The organism is Shewanella putrefaciens (assembly GCF_016406325.1).
In the GTDB taxonomy this organism is placed as follows: domain Bacteria; phylum Pseudomonadota; class Gammaproteobacteria; order Enterobacterales; family Shewanellaceae; genus Shewanella; species Shewanella putrefaciens.
Window position 1 is genome coordinate 3,807,416 of record NZ_CP066370.1, and the last position, 19,815, is coordinate 3,827,230.

Annotated in this window: 11 protein-coding genes; 3 read left to right on the forward strand and 8 right to left on the reverse strand. The window is 43.9% G+C overall.

Going from position 1 to position 19,815, the window contains the following annotated elements; genetic code table 11:
• Nucleotides 1–72 precede the first annotated feature (72 nt).
• The 3 genes from JEZ96_RS16945 to JEZ96_RS19570 all read right to left on the reverse strand — a co-directional run bounded on the left by JEZ96_RS16945 (nucleotide 73) and on the right by JEZ96_RS19570 (nucleotide 4,389).
• A complete protein-coding gene (locus JEZ96_RS16945) occupies nucleotides 73–2,652 on the reverse strand; it encodes a putative bifunctional diguanylate cyclase/phosphodiesterase (RefSeq protein ID WP_011787921.1) in 2,580 nt (859 codons plus the stop codon).
• Between the two features lie 311 nt (nucleotides 2,653–2,963).
• A complete protein-coding gene (hemE, locus tag JEZ96_RS16950; RefSeq protein ID WP_011787920.1) occupies nucleotides 2,964–4,028 on the reverse strand; it encodes a uroporphyrinogen decarboxylase in 1,065 nt (354 codons plus the stop codon).
• Nucleotides 4,009–4,389, reverse strand: coding sequence for a hypothetical protein (locus tag JEZ96_RS19570; protein WP_229781386.1), 381 nt, complete (start codon nucleotides 4,387–4,389; stop codon nucleotides 4,009–4,011). The genes hemE and JEZ96_RS19570 overlap by 20 nt, the downstream gene beginning before the upstream one ends.
• Nucleotides 4,390–4,485: 96 nt before the next feature.
• Here JEZ96_RS19570 and rsd point away from each other — a divergent pair, with 96 nt between their 5' ends.
• Nucleotides 4,486–4,971 carry a sigma D regulator gene (gene rsd, locus JEZ96_RS16960; protein WP_082785973.1) on the forward strand — a complete coding sequence of 162 codons (486 nt, stop codon included), beginning with the start codon at nucleotides 4,486–4,488 and terminating at the stop codon, nucleotides 4,969–4,971.
• A 78-nt stretch (nucleotides 4,972–5,049) separates the two neighbouring features.
• On the opposite strand, the gene acnB is transcribed toward rsd, so the two are convergent.
• On the reverse strand, nucleotides 5,050–7,647 hold the full coding sequence (acnB, locus tag JEZ96_RS16965) for a bifunctional aconitate hydratase 2/2-methylisocitrate dehydratase (protein WP_014611441.1): 2,598 nt from the start codon (nucleotides 7,645–7,647) through the stop codon (nucleotides 5,050–5,052).
• A 435-nt stretch (nucleotides 7,648–8,082) separates the two neighbouring features.
• On the opposite strand from acnB, the gene hxpB reads away from it, so the two are divergent.
• Entirely contained in the window at nucleotides 8,083–8,736 is a 654-nt protein-coding gene (gene hxpB, locus JEZ96_RS16970) for a hexitol phosphatase HxpB (RefSeq protein WP_025008138.1), read from the forward strand.
• 54 nt (nucleotides 8,737–8,790) lie between these two features.
• On the forward strand, nucleotides 8,791–9,117 hold the full coding sequence (locus JEZ96_RS16975) for a DUF2845 domain-containing protein (RefSeq protein WP_011787915.1): 327 nt from the start codon (nucleotides 8,791–8,793) through the stop codon (nucleotides 9,115–9,117).
• A 48-nt stretch (nucleotides 9,118–9,165) separates the two neighbouring features.
• Here the strand turns inward: JEZ96_RS16975 and JEZ96_RS16980 are convergent, their stop codons facing one another.
• The 4 genes from JEZ96_RS16980 to lpdA form a co-directional block, all read right to left on the reverse strand.
• Entirely contained in the window at nucleotides 9,166–11,208 is a 2,043-nt protein-coding gene (locus JEZ96_RS16980) for a M13 family metallopeptidase (protein ID WP_061783200.1), read from the reverse strand.
• A 200-nt stretch (nucleotides 11,209–11,408) separates the two neighbouring features.
• Nucleotides 11,409–13,625 (reverse strand): patatin-like phospholipase family protein, encoded by a 2,217-nt coding sequence (locus JEZ96_RS16985; protein ID WP_198779824.1) that lies wholly within the window; start codon nucleotides 13,623–13,625, stop codon nucleotides 11,409–11,411.
• Nucleotides 13,626–13,718: 93 nt separating this feature from the next.
• Nucleotides 13,719–18,182 (reverse strand): EAL domain-containing protein, encoded by a 4,464-nt coding sequence (locus tag JEZ96_RS16990; protein ID WP_061783199.1) that lies wholly within the window; start codon nucleotides 18,180–18,182, stop codon nucleotides 13,719–13,721.
• Nucleotides 18,183–18,313: 131 nt separating this feature from the next.
• A complete protein-coding gene (gene lpdA / locus JEZ96_RS16995; protein WP_025008137.1) occupies nucleotides 18,314–19,741 on the reverse strand; it encodes a dihydrolipoyl dehydrogenase in 1,428 nt (475 codons plus the stop codon).
• Nucleotides 19,742–19,815 lie beyond the last annotated feature (74 nt).

The window sequence follows — 19,815 nt, forward strand, 5'->3', positions numbered from 1 at the left end:
CTACCCTATGTTGCAAAAGCGTTAACCTAGAATCGGGTAAACTGACATAATCGGACTAAAAGCGCAAATTCATCATGCGCGTTGTGCTAAACCCATCTCATATTGCTCACGATACAAGCTGAGTGGTTGTGGGCGCCCTATTGCATACCCTTGGGCATAATTAATCCCTATAGTTTGTAACCTATCAATAATATCTTGATTTTCAACGAACTCAGCAACAGTTTCAATGCCCATCACACGGCAAACATCCTGAATCGATTTAACAATGGCGTAATCTTTAGCGTTTACGGCTAAGTTTTTGATAAAACAACCATCGATTTTCACATAATCCACAGGGAGTTCACGCAAGTAGCCGTAGGAGGCAAAACCACTACCAAAGTCATCCAACGCGAATGAAAAACCGAGTTTTCGTAACTGTTTGAGCATTTCCATGCCGCGGTTTCGATTTTGAATCGCCGTAGTTTCGGTAATTTCAAAACAAATACATTGGCTTGGAATATCAAATACCCTTTGCTGTTGGGCAATATATTCCACCATCCCTTCAGCACCAAGGCTATTGCCTGAAAGGTTAATTGAAATACAATGATCTGGCCACAGGACTGGATGTAAAGACAACCATAAAAAAGCCTTTCGGATCACTTCTTTATCTATTTCTGGCATCAGCTTAAATCGCTCTGCGGCAGCAATAAACTGTGCAGGGGCTAAAATGCGACCACAGGGTTCCTGTATTCGCAGTAGGATCTCCATCCGTTGCCGTTGTGGACCCGTTCCTAAGCCTCTAATAGGTTGGTAGTACAAAATAAGTTCATTTTCTTCAATGGCTTGAGCAATCCTTACCGCCCACTTAGGTGCATTTCGTTGGTAGGTGAGCTCTTTATCTTTATCATCATAAATATGGATTTGATTCGCCCCCTTCGCTTTAGCAGCAAGACAGGCAATATCAGCATCTTTCAACAACTCTTGCGCATTGATATAAGGTGCACGACCAAAGGCGACACCGATACTTAAGCCAACTTTATAATTGCAGTTTTTATCATTTAGCACTTGTAATGAGACTTGAGCACTGATCTGCTTTAACAACTGCACCACAGATAAAGCACTGCGATTACAAATCACTAAACCGAACTCATCCCCACCAATCCGCCCCAATAACTCCTGTGGACCAAGGCAGGCTTGCATCACTTTAGCAACCATGGCCAACATGCGATCCCCTGCCGCATGGCCACAACTGTCATTGATAAGCTTGAATTGCTCTAAATCGAGATAGCATACGGCAATGGCTTTGGCGTTGTCAGCAAAACTCAGCAGTCGCTCATCGAAGGCCTGACGGTTAAGCAGTAAAGTAATACTGTCAAAATCGGCTCTTTTTTGTAACTGGCGCTTCAGTAACTCTTCTTGAGTAATATCGCGTAATATCACTACGGTGCCGACGATTTCTTTATCGTGATTGCGTAGATTACTGATACTGCGCTCCATAATCCGAGGTGTAGCGGTTAATAACTTGATTTTCTCGACCTGTGGCGCAGTCTCTCCGAGACGAATACAGGTAAATACAGCCTGATTTAACTGTTCTCCTGCTTTTAATAAACTAGCAAGTGTCTGATTAATCGCATAACAACTTGCCATATTCAAAAGTGATTCTGCCCGAGGATTCATATAAATGACTCTGGCGTCCACATCGGTTAAAATGACCGCTTCGGCAATCGATTCTAAAGTGATTTTAGCTCGTTCTTTTTGCTGATAAATCCTCGCTAATAAACTATTCACTCGACTAGCCAGCACTTCTAATTCTTCATTACCGTCTGCGGTTACAGGCTGATAAACGCTCGCCATAGGATCGATTAACGCCAATTGTTGCATCAGATTCTTAAAAGGTTTGAGCAAACCTCTTCGTAACCAGATATAACCTAAACCAACAATAAAGACGCCAAGCAGAATAAAACCCATCGATACCCAATCGAGTTTAAATCTCACCTCTCGAAAAGGCCCATCGGAAAATTGAACTTGCAGATAAATGGGGGTGTTTTTTAATAAACTGGGAACTTCAATCACCTCACTGTGAACCCCTTCTATCGTTGGGAGCACCGAAGCTGCGTGACTCATAGACACCTTTGACACTAACAATGCCTGAGCATATTCAAGCAAATCGTTATCTGCCAAATGGCGCACAAGTAACACATACTGATTGGGAGCAGATTTTACCGCTGTAACGACATAAGCCTGATTACCAATTAAATATGCCCCTTCGACTCTTTGATCATCGGCCTCAGTCACCGCTGTCGCAATTTCCCGTAGGTTATCATTTGGAAAGGCTCGCTCATTAGGAAAGAAGGTCTGTAGCTCCCCCTGGCGTAAGATATACCAACTGAGATTGGCAGACATTGAACTAGCGTGCCAAGAGGATTCGAGATCTTTAAGCTGAGTATTGTCTAGCTGCGATAAAGGTAACGCATAGATATTGGTGAGAAAGCCCAAACGATCGACATCGATTTGGAATTGCTGCTGGATATTAGCAAGTTCACGGTTAGCACTGTCTTGACGTAATAACTCTACACGATGGTCATACCAACTACCTAAACAATAGGAGACTAAAACCACCGCTGGAAGACAAAAGCCCACTATAAATATCAGTATTTTCTTGCCAATGTGCATCTTTTACCACGGCTTATTAAGACTAAGGGCTTCGCACTATCCTTCACTGTGCCATGCAACATATCCCATTTACGAATAGTATTAAACATCACTTAGCTTTATCCGTTGCTAAAGTAAGCAATAGCATGCAATTAATTCTATTTTACCCTTTTGATTTAACGCATTAATTCATTAAATAAACACAGTAAAAACTTAATTCTGACTATCTGTTCCCAACTGGCTTAACTCAACACTAGCACTATTATCAATTTATCTTAAAGAGTAGACAAAAAAAACAGGCCCATTATGGGCCTGTTACAGAACACAACTTATTACTTATGGTATTGTTTTGATTGTGCATGTACAGCTTTAATAAAAGCACCAGCATGTTCAGGATCCACATGTTGATGGATACCATGCCCTAAGTTGAACACATGGCCAGTTCCTTCACCGTAACCCGCTAAGATTTGGCTCACTTCTTCTTCGATACGTGGAATTGGCGCATATAACATGGATGGATCCATATTGCCTTGCAGTGCCACTTTATGACCGACACGGCGACGAGCATCGGCAATATCAACTGTCCAATCTAAGCCTAAAGCATCACAACCGGTTTCAGCCATGGCTTCTAACCATAGACCGCCGCCCTTAGTGAATAGTGTGACAGGGACTTGGCGACCATCGGCGAAACGAGTCAGGCCATCAACAATTTTCTGCATATAGCGCAATGAGAATTCACGATAAGCCGTGTGCGATAACGCACCACCCCATGAGTCAAAAATCATTAATGACTGGGCACCGTTAGCCACTTGAGCATTCAAATACAAAATTACAGAATCAGCTAACTTATCAAGCAACATATGCAATGCAGCAGGCTCGGCGTAGGCCATCTTCTTGATTTTTTCGAAGGTTTTACTTGAACCACCTTCCACCATATAAGTCGCAAGCGTCCAAGGTGAACCAGAGAAACCAATTAATGGCACGGCACCATTTAACTCACGGCGAATCGTGCTCACAGCCTTCATCACATAACCGAGTTCATCCTCAGGATCTGGGATTGAAAGCTTTTTAATCGCATCGATAGTGTCTGTGGGGCGCTCAAAACGTGGACCTTCACCCGCCTCAAAATACAGACCTAAGCCCATAGCATCAGGCACTGTCAGAATATCGGAAAATAGAATAGCAGCATCAAGTTCATAACGGCGCAATGGCTGCAAAGTCACTTCACAAGCTAATTCGTGGTTTTTACATAGAGACATAAAGTCACCCGCTTGTGCGCGAGTCGCTTTATATTCAGGGAGATAACGGCCAGCTTGACGCATCATCCAAACGGGGGTCATATCGACAGGCTGTTTTAGTAGGGCGCGTAAATAACGATCATTCTTTAATTCTGCCATTTGGCTTGATTCCTAGACTTATTGAGATCCGCTGGGCCGGTAGTTTAGCATTTACGCGAATAATGTAACCAATATGAGCTAATTTATGTGAGCTAATCCCCATCATTGACGTCCATTTAGCCAGTTCAATCCAAAATGTTAGCCAGATAACATACTGTTTAATAATCAAACCAGAAGTCACAGTCAGACAGAAAAAAGTTGCGCCAGTTCCCTGCCTTTGGTATAAAAAGTCTGCGCTAGCAAGAACAATCAAGAAGCTCGTCGCATCGAGCCTGCTATATACTTTACTCGCCCAACGATAGCTTTCTATCGTTGGGCTTTTTATTTCTATTTTTTCATACAAAACAGCCTGTTTGTTCATTTGGTTCTTTATCGCAAAAGCCAATAAAAAGGGTTGATCGAATCCAGACTTATCCCTACATTAGGATCATGTGCTAGCAGCTAAATGGAATGCATCATGCTGAGAAAACTTGAAAAGGCAGAACGAAAGTGGGGCGGTTCAAATAAGCTTATAGATCAATGGCTAGAAAATCGCCGCAAACTACTAGTGCATTATTGTCAGATTGCTGGCCTACCGCCCTACGGCAAATCCGAAAAATCTCTCCCCTCTTTAGAGCATGTTAAGTCCTTCTGTGATCTGTTAGTGGATTATGTTTCTGAAGGCCATTTTGAAGTGTACGACCAAGTCGTTACCGCCTGTGAAAAATTTGGTGCATCGAGTAAAACCTTAGCGCAACAAGTTCTACCAAAAATTACTCCTACCACAAGTGCGGCATTAGATTTTAATGATAAATATGCCGAGGCTCAGGATGATCATGTCTTATATCAACTCGATAAAGACTTATCTGACCTTGCCCATACCATGGAAACCCGTTTTGAACTTGAGGATGAACTCCTTGAGGTCCTGTATAACAAGCATTCAGAGCAAACCCAACAGATATAATTCATCCCACAACGAATGCTCTTTTTCAGACAATAAAAAAGCCAGCGTAAGCTGGCTTTTTTATTTTATATCAATTAATTACACTGCCGTCTGGAAGATCACTTCCGCTGCTTTTTTCGTGTAAGAATCGATTTGGTCGAAGTTCAAGTAACGGTAAGTGTCAGCCGCCGTAGCATCCAACTCTTTCGCGTATTCTTGGTATTCTTCAACCGTTGGCAGACGACCCAATAGCGCTGCAACTGCCGCTAATTCCGCAGAGGCTAAGTAAACATTCGCGCCTGTACCTAAACGGTTAGGGAAGTTACGGGTAGAAGTCGACACCACGGTTGCACCTTCGGCCACACGTGCTTGGTTACCCATACACAGTGAACAGCCAGGGATCTCGATACGCGCACCGACGCGACCAAAAATCGCGTAATAGCCTTCTTCGGTCAGTTGATCTCTGTCCATCTTAGTCGGTGGCGCAATCCACAGACGCGTTGGCAATGTCTTAGCGAACTTGTCTAACATCTTACCAGTCGCACGGAAGTGACCAATGTTAGTCATACAAGAACCGACAAACACTTCGTCAATCTTCGTTTGCGCAACAGATGACAGTAATACTGCATCGTCTGGATCGTTAGGCGCACACAGGATTGGCTCTTTGATCTCGTTCAGATCGATTTCGATTACTGCAGCATACTCGGCATCTTTATCGGCGCTCATCAGCTCAGGATTCGCTAACCACTCTTGCATGCCTTTGATACGACGCTCTATCGTACGACGATCACCGTAGCCTTCGGCGATCATCCACTTCAGCATAGTGATGTTCGAGTTCAGATATTCGATGATAGGCTCTTTGTCTAACTTGATAGTACAACCCGCTGCAGAGCGTTCTGCTGATGCATCAGACAGTTCGAATGCCTGTTCAACTTTCAGGGATTCTAAGCCTTCGATTTCCAGTACACGACCAGAGAAGATGTTCACTTTACCTTTCTTCTCAACGGTCAGCATCCCGAGCTCAATGGCTTTAAGCGGGATAGCATGCACCAGATCACGCAGTGTGATACCCGGTTGCATTTGGCCCTTGAAGCGCACTAATACGGATTCAGGCATGTCGAGCGGCATAACGCCAGTCGCGGCAGCAAACGCCACTAGGCCAGAACCTGCTGGGAATGAAATGCCGATAGGGAAACGCGTATGTGAGTCACCACCAGTACCGACTGTATCTGGTAGCAGCATACGGTTTAACCATGAGTGGATAACACCGTCACCTGGGCGCAGTGATACACCACCACGGTTCATAATGAAGTCTGGCAGCGTATGATGTGTGTTCACATCAACTGGCTTTGGATAGGCCGCTGTGTGGCAAAATGACTGCATCGTCAAATCGGCACTGAAACCTAAACAAGCTAAATCTTTTAGCTCGTCGCGGGTCATAGGACCTGTAGTATCCTGTGAGCCCACAGACGTCATCTTAGGTTCGCAGTATTGGCCAGGACGCACACCCGCTACGCCGCATGCTTTACCGACCATCTTCTGCGCCAGCGTGTAACCTTTACCTGTATCGGCGACATCCTGTGGACGTACGAATACGTCAGATGCAGGCAAGCCTAAGACTTCACGAGCCTTGTCAGTTAAGCCGCGACCAATGATCAGTGGAATACGGCCACCCGCACGGACTTCGTCTAACAAGACTTCTGTTTTTAAGCTGAACTCTGAAATGACTTCATCGCTGCCGTGGCGCTTAACAATGCCAGCATAGGGGTAAATGTCGATAACATCGCCCATTTCCATTTTGCTCACGTCAAGCTCAATTGGCAGGGCGCCCGCATCTTCCATCGTGTTGAAGAAAATCGGCGCAATTTTACCGCCTAAACAGAAACCACCAGCACGTTTGTTAGGGACGAATGGAATATCATCGCCCATAAACCACAGCACTGAGTTAGTCGCTGACTTACGCGATGAACCCGTACCCACAACGTCACCCACGTACACCAATGGGAAACCTTTGGTTTTCAGTTCGTCTAATTTCTTGATTGGACCTACGCTACCAGGTACATCAGGCTCGATACCGTCGCGGGCGTTTTTCAGCATCGCTAACGCGTGCAATGGGATATCAGGACGTGACCAAGCATCGGGCGCTGGAGACAAGTCATCGGTGTTGGTTTCACCAGAGACTTTGAATACTGTCAGGGTTACTTTGTCCGCTAATTTTGGACGGCTTAAGTACCAGTCTGCATTCGCCCAAGCTTCAACCACTTGCTTAGCAAACTCATTACCTGCTTCCATCTTCTCAACCACATCGTGGAAAGAGTCAAACATCAGTAGAGTATGAGCTAGGGCTTTAACGGCCAATGGTGCGAGGGTTGGATTATCCAACTGCGCGATCAGAGGTTCAATGTTATAGCCACCTTGCATAGTGCCTAATAACTCGGTAGCACGCTCAGCAGACAGAATAGGTGAAGTTACAGTGCCTTTGGCAACCGCATCTAAGAAGGCCGCTTTCACATAAGCCGCTTCATCAACACCGGGGGGAATTCGATTTTCGAGCAGGTCAAGGATAAAAGCCTCTTCACCTGCGGGTGGGGTTTGAACCAATTTAACCAGTTCAGCCACTTGATGTGCATCTAATGGCTTAGGGACTACGCCCTCTGCAGCACGTTCTGCGACGTGTTTACGATATGCTTCTAGCACGGCAACATTCCTCTTTGTTTGGCGCTCTAACAACGAAACTGCACGTCTTCTTTATTGAAGCTGACAGTCCGACATGATCGACCCGTATTTCCGGCCAGCAGTATACTACAGCTTTGCAAAAGTATGAATCAGGTCACACTCAGCGAAAGGCGAAATAAGGGCTAAACCCGGCGGTATAAACAAACTTACGGGAATAATAAAACAAGCGAAATTAGACAATAGTTTGAAAACAGACAAAAAATCATAAGCTACAAAGAGTTAACATAAGTTAATCAATTTAAAATCGAACGATTATTTTTTTGCACACCAATTCCTTTCCACCAAAAATATTTCTCAACTTTGTGTATTTAGGCTTTGAAGATGGCGAGCCTTAAACATACACTCAAGCTCCCAGAGCATAACGCTTAGTTATCATTCCCATCCTTTGGAGTAGTAATGACATCCCTTAGTATTCAAGCCGTTATTTTTGATATGGATGGCATATTAATTGATTCAGAACCCCTGTGGCAACGTATTGAATACGATGTTTTATCCGCACTCGGCGTCCCTGTCACTATCGAAACGATTCAGCAAACCACGGGGCTGCGTATCGACCAATGTGTCGATTATTGGTATCACAAGGCGCCTTGGGCCGATTACGACAATACTAAGGTCAGCAAAGCCATAGTTGACAAAGTTGCTGAAGAAATTCGGCAAACCGGTGAACCTATGCCTGGCGTTCAGCAAGCAATAGCATACTGCCAAGCCAAAGGATTAAAAATAGGCTTAGCGACCTCATCACCAACAGCTTTGATTGACGCAGTGCTGGCAAGACTTAAGCTCAAGAGCCAATTTATGGCAGTAGAATCAGCAGAGGCGCTCACCTATGGCAAACCACATCCCGAGGTTTATCTCAATTGTGCGACCGCTCTAGGGGTCGATCCACGTTATTGCCTTGCCATCGAAGACTCTTTCAATGGCCTGATTGCGGCCCGCGCCGCCAATATGCAAACTGTTGCTATCCCTGCGCTAGAGCAACGCGGCGAGGCCAAATGGATAATTGCTCACCACCAATTGGAGAGTTTGTCTGAGCTAAACAAAGTGTTATAGATAAGAGCAACCCAAATTGATTTGAGAGACTTGAATCACCGCGAGGACAAACTGATGAAGTATTATGTGTTGTTAGCCCTCTGGACGGCGAGTTTACCCGCCTTAGCTACAGATTCCATGCGCTGTAAGCAATTCGTTATTAGCGTTGGCGATCCTCTGGACATAGTATTAGAAAAGTGTGGTCATCCCAGCGAAGCCAAAGAATACAGCCAACCGGCGACTTATCGAAACTCCGCGGGCGATATCGTCGTCGATCCGAGCAAGTTACCGATTGAGTATACTGAATGGATCTATGATTTTGGCCCGTCAAGATTGATGCGGCGTATTTATGCCGCCGATCAGAAAATCGAAAAAATAGAAACCTTAGGGTATGGGCATTAACCTAAGCAAAAAGCCAGACATTGTCTGGCTTTTTATTAACTCAATCTGTTACCAGATTTTCACCCTTTCATTGGGTTCTAAATACATCTTATCGCCTTCTTTCATCTCGAAGGCTTTGTAGAAGGCTTCGATATTACGTGGTGTGCCCATAGCACGGTAATGGCTTGGAGAATGGGGATCGGTCAGTAAACGACGCCCCAACTCTTCATCGCGATAATTACGGCGCCACACTTGAGACCAGCCAATAAAGAAGCGTTGCTCACCCGTTAAGCCGTCAATCACAGGGGCAGGCTGACCGTTTAGACTCATAATGTATGAGCGCGCAGCAACGGTTAATCCACCTAAGTCACCAATATTTTCGCCTAATGTTAAGTCACCATTAACAAATTTGCCCGGCAGTGCTTCGTACTGGGAATATTGTGCCGACAATTGCTTACCGCGTTTTTGGAATTCTTCTCTGTCTTTATCCGACCACCAATCACGCAAGTTGCCATCACCATCATACTTAGCGCCTTGGTCGTCGAAACCATGGCTGATTTCATGGCCAATCACAGCACCAATACCACCGTAGTTCACCGCATCATCGGCTTCCATATTGAAGAATGGTGGTTGCAAAATAGCAGCTGGGAATACGATTTCGTTACTGACAGGACTGTAATAGGCATTCACTGTTTGTGGCGTCATATGCCATTCAGTGCGATCGATTGGTTTACCTAACTTGTTGATCATGTCTTGATATTCAAACTTAGCATAGCGCAGATAGTTGCCCACTAACTCGTCAGCTTTGATATCTAAACCTGAATAATCTTTCCACTTGTCTGGATAACCGATTTTATAGGTAAACTTAGCCAGCTTTTCCTGAGCGGCGACTTTGGTTTCTGGTGTCATCCACTCCAGTTCGTTAATGCTAACCTCAAAGCCTTTGATCAGGTTTTTGATCATAGTTTCCATACGCGCCTTGGCTTCTGGTTTGAAGTACTGCTTCACATACTCCTCACCCACTAGCTCACCAATCACAGTATCGGCACCGTCAACAGCCTTTTTCCAGCGCGGTTGTTGTTCTTCGATACCCATTAAGGTTTTGCTCTTAAAGGCGAAGTTCAAATCAACAAAGTTTTTGCTCAGCAACTCAGCATAGCTATCGACTAAGTGGAAGGTTAAATAATCTTGCCAAGCAGAGACTGGAAAGGTATCAAAGCTCGTACCCAGTTTTTCAAAGTAAGAAAGCTGGCGCACAATAACTTCGGAGGCCTTATCGCCTAAACCGGCACTGTTAGCAAAGGCATTAAAATCAAAAGATCCCATCAGTTTTTGCAGTTCAGCACGATCTAATTTGTTATAGGCTTTATTTGCATCACGAGACTCAACGCGACTCCACTGGTTTTTGGCAATCATCATCTCGATATCTGCCACATTTTTCACCGCACGTTTAGCGTCTTTGTAACCCGCTTCAGTCAATAAATCAGTCACATACTTGGCCATCGCTTGGCGATTGGCTGCAAACTTAGGATCATCTTTAAGATAATAATCGCGATCTGGCAGCGTGAGGCCAGATTGACTTAAATACACCGCATATTGAGTCGAGTTTTTAGCGTCATTATTAACATAAAAGCCGAAAGGGATCCCCGCTCCGCTCGTCAATAATTTACCCATCACAGCAGGTAAATCTGCATGGGTTTTAGCAGCGGCAATATCGGCAAGTAAAGGATTAAGAGGAGTCACCCCTAGGGTTTCAAGCAAATCCGTGTTCATAAAACTGGCGTTAAAATCACCAATTTTTTGCTCATTAGAGCCAGGGGCAGCATTCTTTTTGGCGGCAGCTTCATCGATGATTTTTTTCAATGCATCTTGGCTTTGATCATAAAGTACAGAAAATGCACCGTAATTTGACTTATCCGCAGGAATGGGGGTATTGGCAAGCCATTTACCGTTCACGCTGTAATAAAAATCGTCTTGATGACGAACGGAGGTATCAAAATTTTGTAGTTCAATGCCAGAAACCGCTGCAACTTCAGTTTTAGGCTCGCTGCTGCAAGCAACCAAGCCTAAGCTCAAGGCGATGCCCAGTGCCAGTGTACTAATCTTTTTCATTGTTTTCCCCAGCTTACATTGAGAGTGTTATTATTTTTACCCACAAACCATACCATCTTGCTATAGTCCGCAATAGCAAGATTTTGTAAAAGGTTATGACACTTTCACCCACTTTGTTTCGATTTTGTTTCGATTATTTCTCAAAAAATCAGGGCATAACTCATGTTATGCCCTGATTTTATTGCACAGCTAAATCGCTTTTAAAAGTTTTTACCCACAAACAGATAGAAAGATCGATCTCCAAAATCGGTGATCCCAAATCCTAATGCTGCTGGCCCCAATGCGGTATCAGTCCCAACATATAGACTTGATGCATAAATCAGATCCGTCAATGAAACCTCACTGCGCTCAAACCAAACATTTCCAGCCTCTAAACTCCAACCAAGATAAAGAGGATAATCCGTCATACCGAGGGCATCACGCCCAAGATCGTATTGGTAAATAAAAGCACCAAATAACTTATGTGCCCCAGTAAGCGAGTCTTTATGGTAACCAGAAAGATTTAAGAATCCGCCCAGATCAGATAGATGAAGTGCATTGATACCGTCATTATTGTTGGTCGCAATAGAAGTCTTACCCACAAAAGCATGATTGCCTACACTGAGAGCACCTTTCCAATCCGCTTCTATCTGTACACTATAATTATTTTCATTGTTGTCGATAACATCATCAAAATCTTCATTACGAACATAGACATTCAGTGTGATTCGATTTCCTGATGTTGGGAAACTAATGCTATCTAAGCTATCGTAGCCAAACCTCAAGTAGGCACCATAGGAGCTGAAGTCTAAATCATCAATTAACCAAGCATCATTTTCTATCGTGCCTTTTTCACCAACAACACCTAATTCAATACTTCCCTGAAGGGTATAGTTATAACCAATACCTAACTCAACGGTATGGGTTTTCTTATCGAAAATTAAGACGCGGCTATTATTATCAAAAAGATCCCAATTACGGATATCGTATTGATATCTGGCCCGACTAAAGAACTCCTGATCCCTATCGAGTGGTTGATAAAATTCAGTGGCAAATAATTTTTCAAATCCCAGTTTGACTTCATTGCGCCACTCACCACCATTGAACGTTAAATCCGTCATAGTGTATGCCATATCAAAACTGATGGCTGAATCGGCGTTAAAATCATCCTCCCAATTAAAGCCTAACTGAAAATAATTCGGTCCCCAAGACTTCGCTTTAGTCGTCACTGTGAGTATGCGCCCCTCTTCTCCTTCAACAAACTCAGCATCAACACGTTCAAATTTATTCAGAGAATAAATGCGTTTTAATGCTTCATTTAATTCATCTTTAGAAACGGTTTGCCCCTTCTGCAGATTTAACGTTTCTTTTAGGAGGTTTAAGCTGACCTTCGATTGGTTATCAAATACAATTTCGTGAATAGGATGCGACACATCCGTCATCAAGGTTTTGCCTTTAACTCTTTTCGCATCAACATAAGCAGCATATTCATCTGGGCTCAAACTCAAGCTGCTCAGTTTATCGAGATGGTTATTTGCCGCTTCTTTGCCGAGGGTTAATGCTAGAGGCATGATAGTAAAATCGGTTGTACTTAAGGCATCAATAGCGGGACGAATTAGCACATCTTTATCTGTTAATAGCTGTTTTTGCTTCTCGGTGCTAGCGTTGGTCAGAAAGTTTGATAACTGATCGAGTACCGCTATGGTGCTGTATAACTTATCTTTTTTGACTAGAGGTGAACCAATATCGACGGCAATAATAATGTCGGCCCCCATGGCTTTAACTACATCCACAGGCATATTATTCGCAATTCCCCCATCGACGAGCAGTTTACCCTCAAATTGTGTAGGTTGAAGCGCACCAGGCACAGTCGCAGAGGCTTGCATCGCATTCACTAGGCTACCATGGCTAATGATCACGGGTTGACTCGTTTCCAAATCAGTTGCCACCGCGCGGTAGGGAATCGCTAAATCATCAAAATTTCCAAATTGTTGTACTAAATCCGTTGATTGCCTGAGTAGCTGTGACATTGTCTGCCCCCGTAACACACCACTTGGCGCCCTCACTTCACCTTCGTTGTAACCGATATTAAGGGGAATATTGTAACGATCGCGTAACTGTTTATCCCTAAAACTCAAAATATTCCGGGGGATCGTATCCGAATAGCCACTATCCCAATCAACGCCCATCATAATACTTTCAACTTCACTGGCGCTGTAACCAAGCGCATACATTCCTGCGACATAAGCGCCGATACTCGTGCCCGCAATGTAATCCACAGGGATATTATGTTCCTCTAATATTTTAAGTACGCCCACATGGGCTGCACCTTTCGCTCCACCACCACTGAGTACTACCCCAATTTTAGGTCGCTCAGCCGCAATTAAGGGGGTAAATAACAAGCATAAAAAGAGGGAAGCGAGTATTCGGCGCATCATTAAGGATCACTTTTTATAGGATAAAATTCGCGTTATATTAACAAACTTATGCATTTAACCGTCAGTCATATTTTATCTGAACCGATGAGTTCATTAATCGTGAACTCTATTAGCTGCAGCGATATATAACTCAAAATCTCTCACCGACATAGGTTTTGCAAAATAGTAACCTTGGATAACATAACAGCCTCGGCTGAAAACCTGCTCTAACTGTTCTACCGTTTCAATCCCCTCGGCAACGACATTTAATTTAAGATTGCGTGCCAGTTCAATAATACTGCTGACTATCGCTTGGTCTGCAGTATTCGTCGCAATATCAATAAGGAATGATCGATCAATTTTTAGCGTGTTAACATCAAAATGCCGCAAATATGCCAGTGATGAATACCCTGTTCCAAAGTCATCAATTGCGACTTCAATACCTAAGGACTTTAGTTGATTTAAATGACTTTTTGCGACTTGCAGTTCCTTCATTAATACACCTTCGGTAATTTCTAACCCAAGGGATGAAGGCGGCATCTGAGTTTCTAACAAAATTTGTTGAATACCCTCGATAAAATCAGCTTGCCGAAAGTGCACCGCTGAAATATTGACCGACAACTTAAATGGCTCAGAATACGCTTTAATCCACTTAGCCCCATGCAAACAGGCTTGTCGTAATACCCAGCGATCAATATCAACAATAAGACCACAGGATTCCGCTACCTTAATAAAGATATCAGGACGAATAAATCCTTCCTGTGGATGGCGCCAGCGGATCAAGGCCTCCATGCCAATAAATTTATCCCCCTGCACAATATCAATCTGCGGCTGGTAATAAAGCTCAAACTCTTCGCGCTCAATCGCTTTTCGTAAATCGGCTTCTAAACGTAAATGGTATAAAGCCTGCGCATTACGTTCTGATGAATAATATTTGAAATTACCCCGCCCTTCTTCCTTAGCATGATACATAGCAAGATCGGCATTTTTAATAAAGGCCTCAGGTTGAATGGCATCATCAGGCCAAATACTAATACCAATACTGGTGGAAATATAAAACTCCCGACCGAACAGCTTAAAAGGTGCCACTATCTGTGCCAATAAACGCTCAGCAATATGATTAATCTCATCGATGTTACTTGCATTCCTAAGCAAAATAACGAACTCATCACCACCAAAACGGCAGAGTAAATGTTCACTGGAGATACAGGATTGAAGTCGGTTTGATGCTTCAACTAAAAGCGCATCTCCCATACTGTGACCGTAGGAGTCATTAACATGCTTAAATCTATCAAGGTCGAGAAAGAGTAGCGCCAGTTTTTCTCCCGTCTGCTGCGCGACTTGTATCGACTGCAATAATCGATTCGAAAACAATGAACGATTGGGTAGGCCTGTTAACACATCATAATTAGCGAGGCGCCTTAAATCGGCTTCTGTTCTTTTACGTTCAGTAATATCTGAAAACACCACAACATAATAATGTTCTTTAATATTAGCCGTTTGCATCATCGAAACATTGAGCCATACAGGACACAAATGCCCCCTTTGGTTAACTAACTCTCGCTCTCCCGTCCAAGAGGTTTCGGTGTCTAGCAACTGTTTAATCTCGTAGGATAAACCATCATTCATCCGCAAAAATTGCGAAAAGGATAAGCCAACTAAATCAGTATCGCCTGAACCAATAATCTGCTGTGCGGCATGGTTAGCAACCCGTATATTTTCATTGCTCTCTAAAATCAACACGCCTTCTGAGGTGTTTTCAAAAGCTTGGGCAAGTAATTTCACTTCATCCTCAAGCAGCCTCTGCACCGTAATATCACTGTAAATTCCTGCTGCACGTTCAATCTCTTGGGTATGCTTATTGCGACTAATGGGACGACCCCTAACCCTTAACCACCCCCAATGACCCTCTCGGTGCTGATAACGGTATTCCGCCTCAAATCGATCGACCTCACCCACCAGCATACTGTTCCACTGAGCAAGGACTTTGTCTCTATCCAGCGGGTGTATCGGTAAATCCTCTAATGAAACGATAATTTCATTTGTATGTTTTCCAAGTACAGATCCACGATTATCAAGATGAAATTTTTGAGTGTCTTTATGCCACTCCCAAAGATCGGAGTCACTCCCGCGCAATGATTGCCTTAATCTATCGTCACTTTCAGTTAACGCCTGATTCATCAGCATAAAACTGTTTACCTGCCGCTGCCGATACCAAGCGAAGCTAAGGACGATGGCCAAAAGCAGCAACATTAAAAGACCTTTAAAGCCTTGGGATAGCCACCAGTGCTGCTCAACATAAAATGAGTATGAAAACGGCTTGTTAGACCATATCCCATTAACTTGGCTTAAAATATCCAACACATACTCACCGGCCGCCAAGCCCGCAAGATTGATTTGAGATTCTCCCTGCAGTAAAACGTAATTATCGTCCTCCCCCTGATAACGCAATCGGTATTTAAACTGCATGGGTGAATCATCAAGATAATCAAGATTAGTGATCTGTAAGCTCACAATATTGGCATCGGGCTTTATCACCATCATGGGCTGAGGGAGTAGTGACACCTCAGTGAGGTCATCGTAATACACCGAAACCGACTCAAGCATGACATGGTCATCATTAATTCGGTTTACCAACCTATCAACATCCAGTCGCATTACACCTTCTGGCGTGCCTAGATAGAAACCGGCCTGTGGGGAATAAAAATAGGCTCCTTCATTCATCTCATCGGATATAAACCCATCCCTATGATTAAAGATGGCAATATTTCCGGTCTCGACATCTTGACGGATCAATGAGTTAGCACAGCCAACAAGATTTGACTTTGGCGTTTTTTGAATAAAAAACACCGAACTGCAGTTTAATTGCCACTCAGTGGTCAGCGATTTAAGTTCTTCTGTATGTTGATGATATTCAAATAACCCTTTCTCGTAGGAACCAAACCACATCACACCAGATGACATTTCCTCAATATGGCTCACTGTTGGCGGTGTAGCTAAGGCATTAAACAAAAGTCGCTGATCATGAAACTCGTCTTGAGCATCGATATAACCAAAGATTTTTTTCCCGCCTAACCAGAGTTTTCCGTCCGAAGCACGATACATAGTGCGAATAGTTGGGCGTGTAGGTTCGTTGGTATTATTGGAGGGTCTATCTATATCAAAGGGGCGAGGTTCAGATAAACCAGACTCCCAATAATACAATCCTGTGGATGTGGCGATCCAAATACGCCCTTTTATCTGTGGATCTTTATAGGTTTTATAAATCAGCTTATTTTTAAATCCGTCTTGGCCACTGGCCCATTGGGAAAAACTGTTGCCTTGTAAGGTTTGCTTGTCGACAACAAAAAGCCCTCCCGTAGTCGATATCAATAAGTTATGTTCACCAAAATCATTAATATCATAAATGCTTTGATGTGGTTCTAATCCATTAATCGGAATATCCACTGCTTTTTGGCTATGCTTGCCAATAAAAGCCAAATTTGAGGAGCCTAGCCATACGCCATCATTATTTGCATATATGGACCAAGTCATTGCATCGCTCAACTGATAAGGTTGATCTGCGGTATAAGTCTCGAGGATAAAATCCGGCGACGAGGCCAACAAAGCTAAACCATCCCCAGAACCGCCAACCCACATAAGCCCTGAACTATCAAACAACATGGCCTTCAGTATTTCCATGTTAGCCTGAGCCTTGAGTTCTTTCTGATAGTTTTCAACTTGACGAGTTTCGGGTGACCACTTCAGCAGGCCCACACGACTGGTAAACCACAAAAATCCTTTAGGATCTTCAACAATTGAAGTGCTCCATTCGGGTAATTCGGGCACTGGCACAATTTGACGGCTCGCCAATTCAAACTGATAGACCCCTCGCCCCGTCGCAATCCAAATTCGCTGTTTTGTATCCTCAAGCATATCGAGAATACTCCCCATGGTTTCGGTCCAATGATAATGGAATACCGACTCACCATTTTTGTCTAGCAGGACTAACTGCTGTTGACCTGCCACTAACATTTCACCATTTGGTAGTGGAAGTAACTTACGCCAAGGAAGATCGCGATTAACTGGTAGCTGAGTAATCACTGACAATTCAGTTTTTGCGGGGGAAAAATCGTAAATATATCCAGCATCGGTCAACAACAACCACGTTTGGTCATCTTTACGAATAGCGGAAAGAAGTGCTCCTCCTACGTACTGTGGAAAAAGTTTGACTGAGCCAAAGGCAGTAAATTGATTATTCAGAATATTGTAAAGATAAATAGTGGAATGCGTACTGACGAGTAAATGGTTACGATCAACATTCACCACTGAGGTTAAAAAATCATCCGCTAGGCGAGACTCAAAACCAATTTTATCAATACGCCTCACTTTAGCGTTACTGACCCTATAGAGTCCTTGCTCAGTCGCCGCCCAAACAAAACCATAATCGTCTAAGGCTAAGCCGCGAATACTTGTGGCAGCCAAACCGTCCCTATCGGTAAAGACTCGCTGCACAAAGCCGCCCGCCCAAACCGAGTGGAAGCTAGTGAGCACAAGAATGAAACATGCCAGAAATGTTTTAATTATTTTTATCTGCATTTGACGACTCGTATTAGTACTCTAGCAGTTCAACTCTATCAATTCACCCGCTCGTTTACATTAAAGTTACATTTTACGCGACGCAATAAAAAAGCGCCTTGAAGGGCGCTTTTTCAAAAATGAAGGTCAATTTACTTTTTCTTTGCCTTTGGATTTGGCAAGTCAGTAATCGAACCTTCGTACATTTCAGCCGCTAGGCCTACTGATTCGTGCAGCGTTGGGTGAGCGTGAATCGTTAATGCTAAATCTTCAGCATCACAACCCATTTCAATCGCTAGACCGATTTCGCCTAACAGTTCGCCACCGTTCACACCGACAATTGCACCACCGATAACGCGGTGAGTATCTTTATCGAAAATCAGCTTAGTCATACCTTCGCTGCAATCTGACGCAATCGCACGACCACTTGCTGCCCATGGGAAAGTCGCAGTTTCGTAAGCAATACCTTGCTCTTTCGCTTCTTTCTCAGTCAAACCAACCCAGGCCACTTCAGGGTCTGTGTAAGCAATTGATGGGATCACTTTTGGATCAAAGTAATGCTTCATACCCGCGATCACTTCAGCCGCTACGTGGCCTTCGTGCACGCCTTTGTGAGCCAACATTGGTTGACCAACGATATCACCGATAGCGTAGATGTGCGGTACGTTAGTACGTAATTGCTTGTCTACGTTGATGAAACCACGCTCGTCGATCTTAACACCGGCTTTGTCGGCATCGATAAGCTTGCCATTAGGTGTACGGCCGATAGCGACTAATACCGCATCGTAACGTACTGGTTCAGCTGGCGCGCTCTTACCTTCCATAGAAACGTAAATACCGTCTTCACGGGCTTCTACCGCGGTGACTTTAGTTTCGAGGATCAGGTTGAATTTCTTCTTGATTTGCTTAGTGAATACGCGAACCACGTCTTTGTCAGCCGCAGGGATCACTTGGTCGAACATTTCAACCACGTCGATTTCACTGCCTAAAGATGAATACACAGTACCCATTTCTAAACCGATAATACCGCCGCCCATCACTAACAACTTGCCTGGAACTTCTTTCAGTTCTAATGCGTCAGTCGAATCCCAAATACGTGGGTCTTCGTGGGGAATAAATGGCAGTTTGATTGGGCGAGAACCTGCAGCAATGATCGCTTGCTCGAAAGTCACTTTAGTCACAGTGCCATCTTCAGCAGTCACTTCTAGCGTGTTAGGGCCAGTGAATTTACCAAAACCGTTAACCACGTTAACTTTACGCATTTTGGACATGCCGCCCAAGCCGCCAGTTAATTGGCCAATGACTTTTTCTTTAAAGCTACGTAACTTATCTAAATCGATAGTTGGCTCGCCGAAGACCACACCGTGAGCGGCAACCGCTTTGGCTTCTTCGATAACTTTAGCAACGTGCAGTAAAGCTTTAGATGGGATACAACCCACGTTAAGACACACGCCACCTAAAGTGCTAAAACGTTCAACTATGATGGTTTCCAGACCTAAGTCAGCAGCACGGAAAGCCGCAGAATAACCTGCAGGACCTGCACCTAATACCACTACCTGAGTTTTGATTTCGTTACTCATGTTTTCCTCTAATTCTCATTCAATCCGTTGGAGGAGCTATCCTGCCAACCGAAAATGCGCCAGCGCGTAAGGTG

Bases quoted from the DNA above. Each gene is read 5' to 3' on its own strand.
- JEZ96_RS16945 (WP_011787921.1), bottom strand. From the start codon at position 2,652: ATGCACATTGGCAAGAAAATACTGATATTTATAGTGGGCTTTTGTCTT.
- hemE (WP_011787920.1), bottom strand. From the start codon at position 4,028: ATGGCAGAATTAAAGAATGATCGTTATTTACGCGCCCTACTAAAACAG.
- JEZ96_RS19570 (WP_229781386.1), bottom strand. From the start codon at position 4,389: ATGAACAAACAGGCTGTTTTGTATGAAAAAATAGAAATAAAAAGCCCA.
- rsd (WP_082785973.1), top strand. From the start codon at position 4,486: ATGCTGAGAAAACTTGAAAAGGCAGAACGAAAGTGGGGCGGTTCAAAT.
- hxpB (WP_025008138.1), top strand. From the start codon at position 8,083: ATGACATCCCTTAGTATTCAAGCCGTTATTTTTGATATGGATGGCATA.
- JEZ96_RS16975 (WP_011787915.1), top strand. From the start codon at position 8,791: ATGAAGTATTATGTGTTGTTAGCCCTCTGGACGGCGAGTTTACCCGCC.
- JEZ96_RS16980 (WP_061783200.1), bottom strand. From the start codon at position 11,208: ATGAAAAAGATTAGTACACTGGCACTGGGCATCGCCTTGAGCTTAGGC.
- JEZ96_RS16985 (WP_198779824.1), bottom strand. From the start codon at position 13,625: ATGATGCGCCGAATACTCGCTTCCCTCTTTTTATGCTTGTTATTTACC.
- JEZ96_RS16990 (WP_061783199.1), bottom strand. From the start codon at position 18,182: ATGCAGATAAAAATAATTAAAACATTTCTGGCATGTTTCATTCTTGTG.
- lpdA (WP_025008137.1), bottom strand. From the start codon at position 19,741: ATGAGTAACGAAATCAAAACTCAGGTAGTGGTATTAGGTGCAGGTCCT.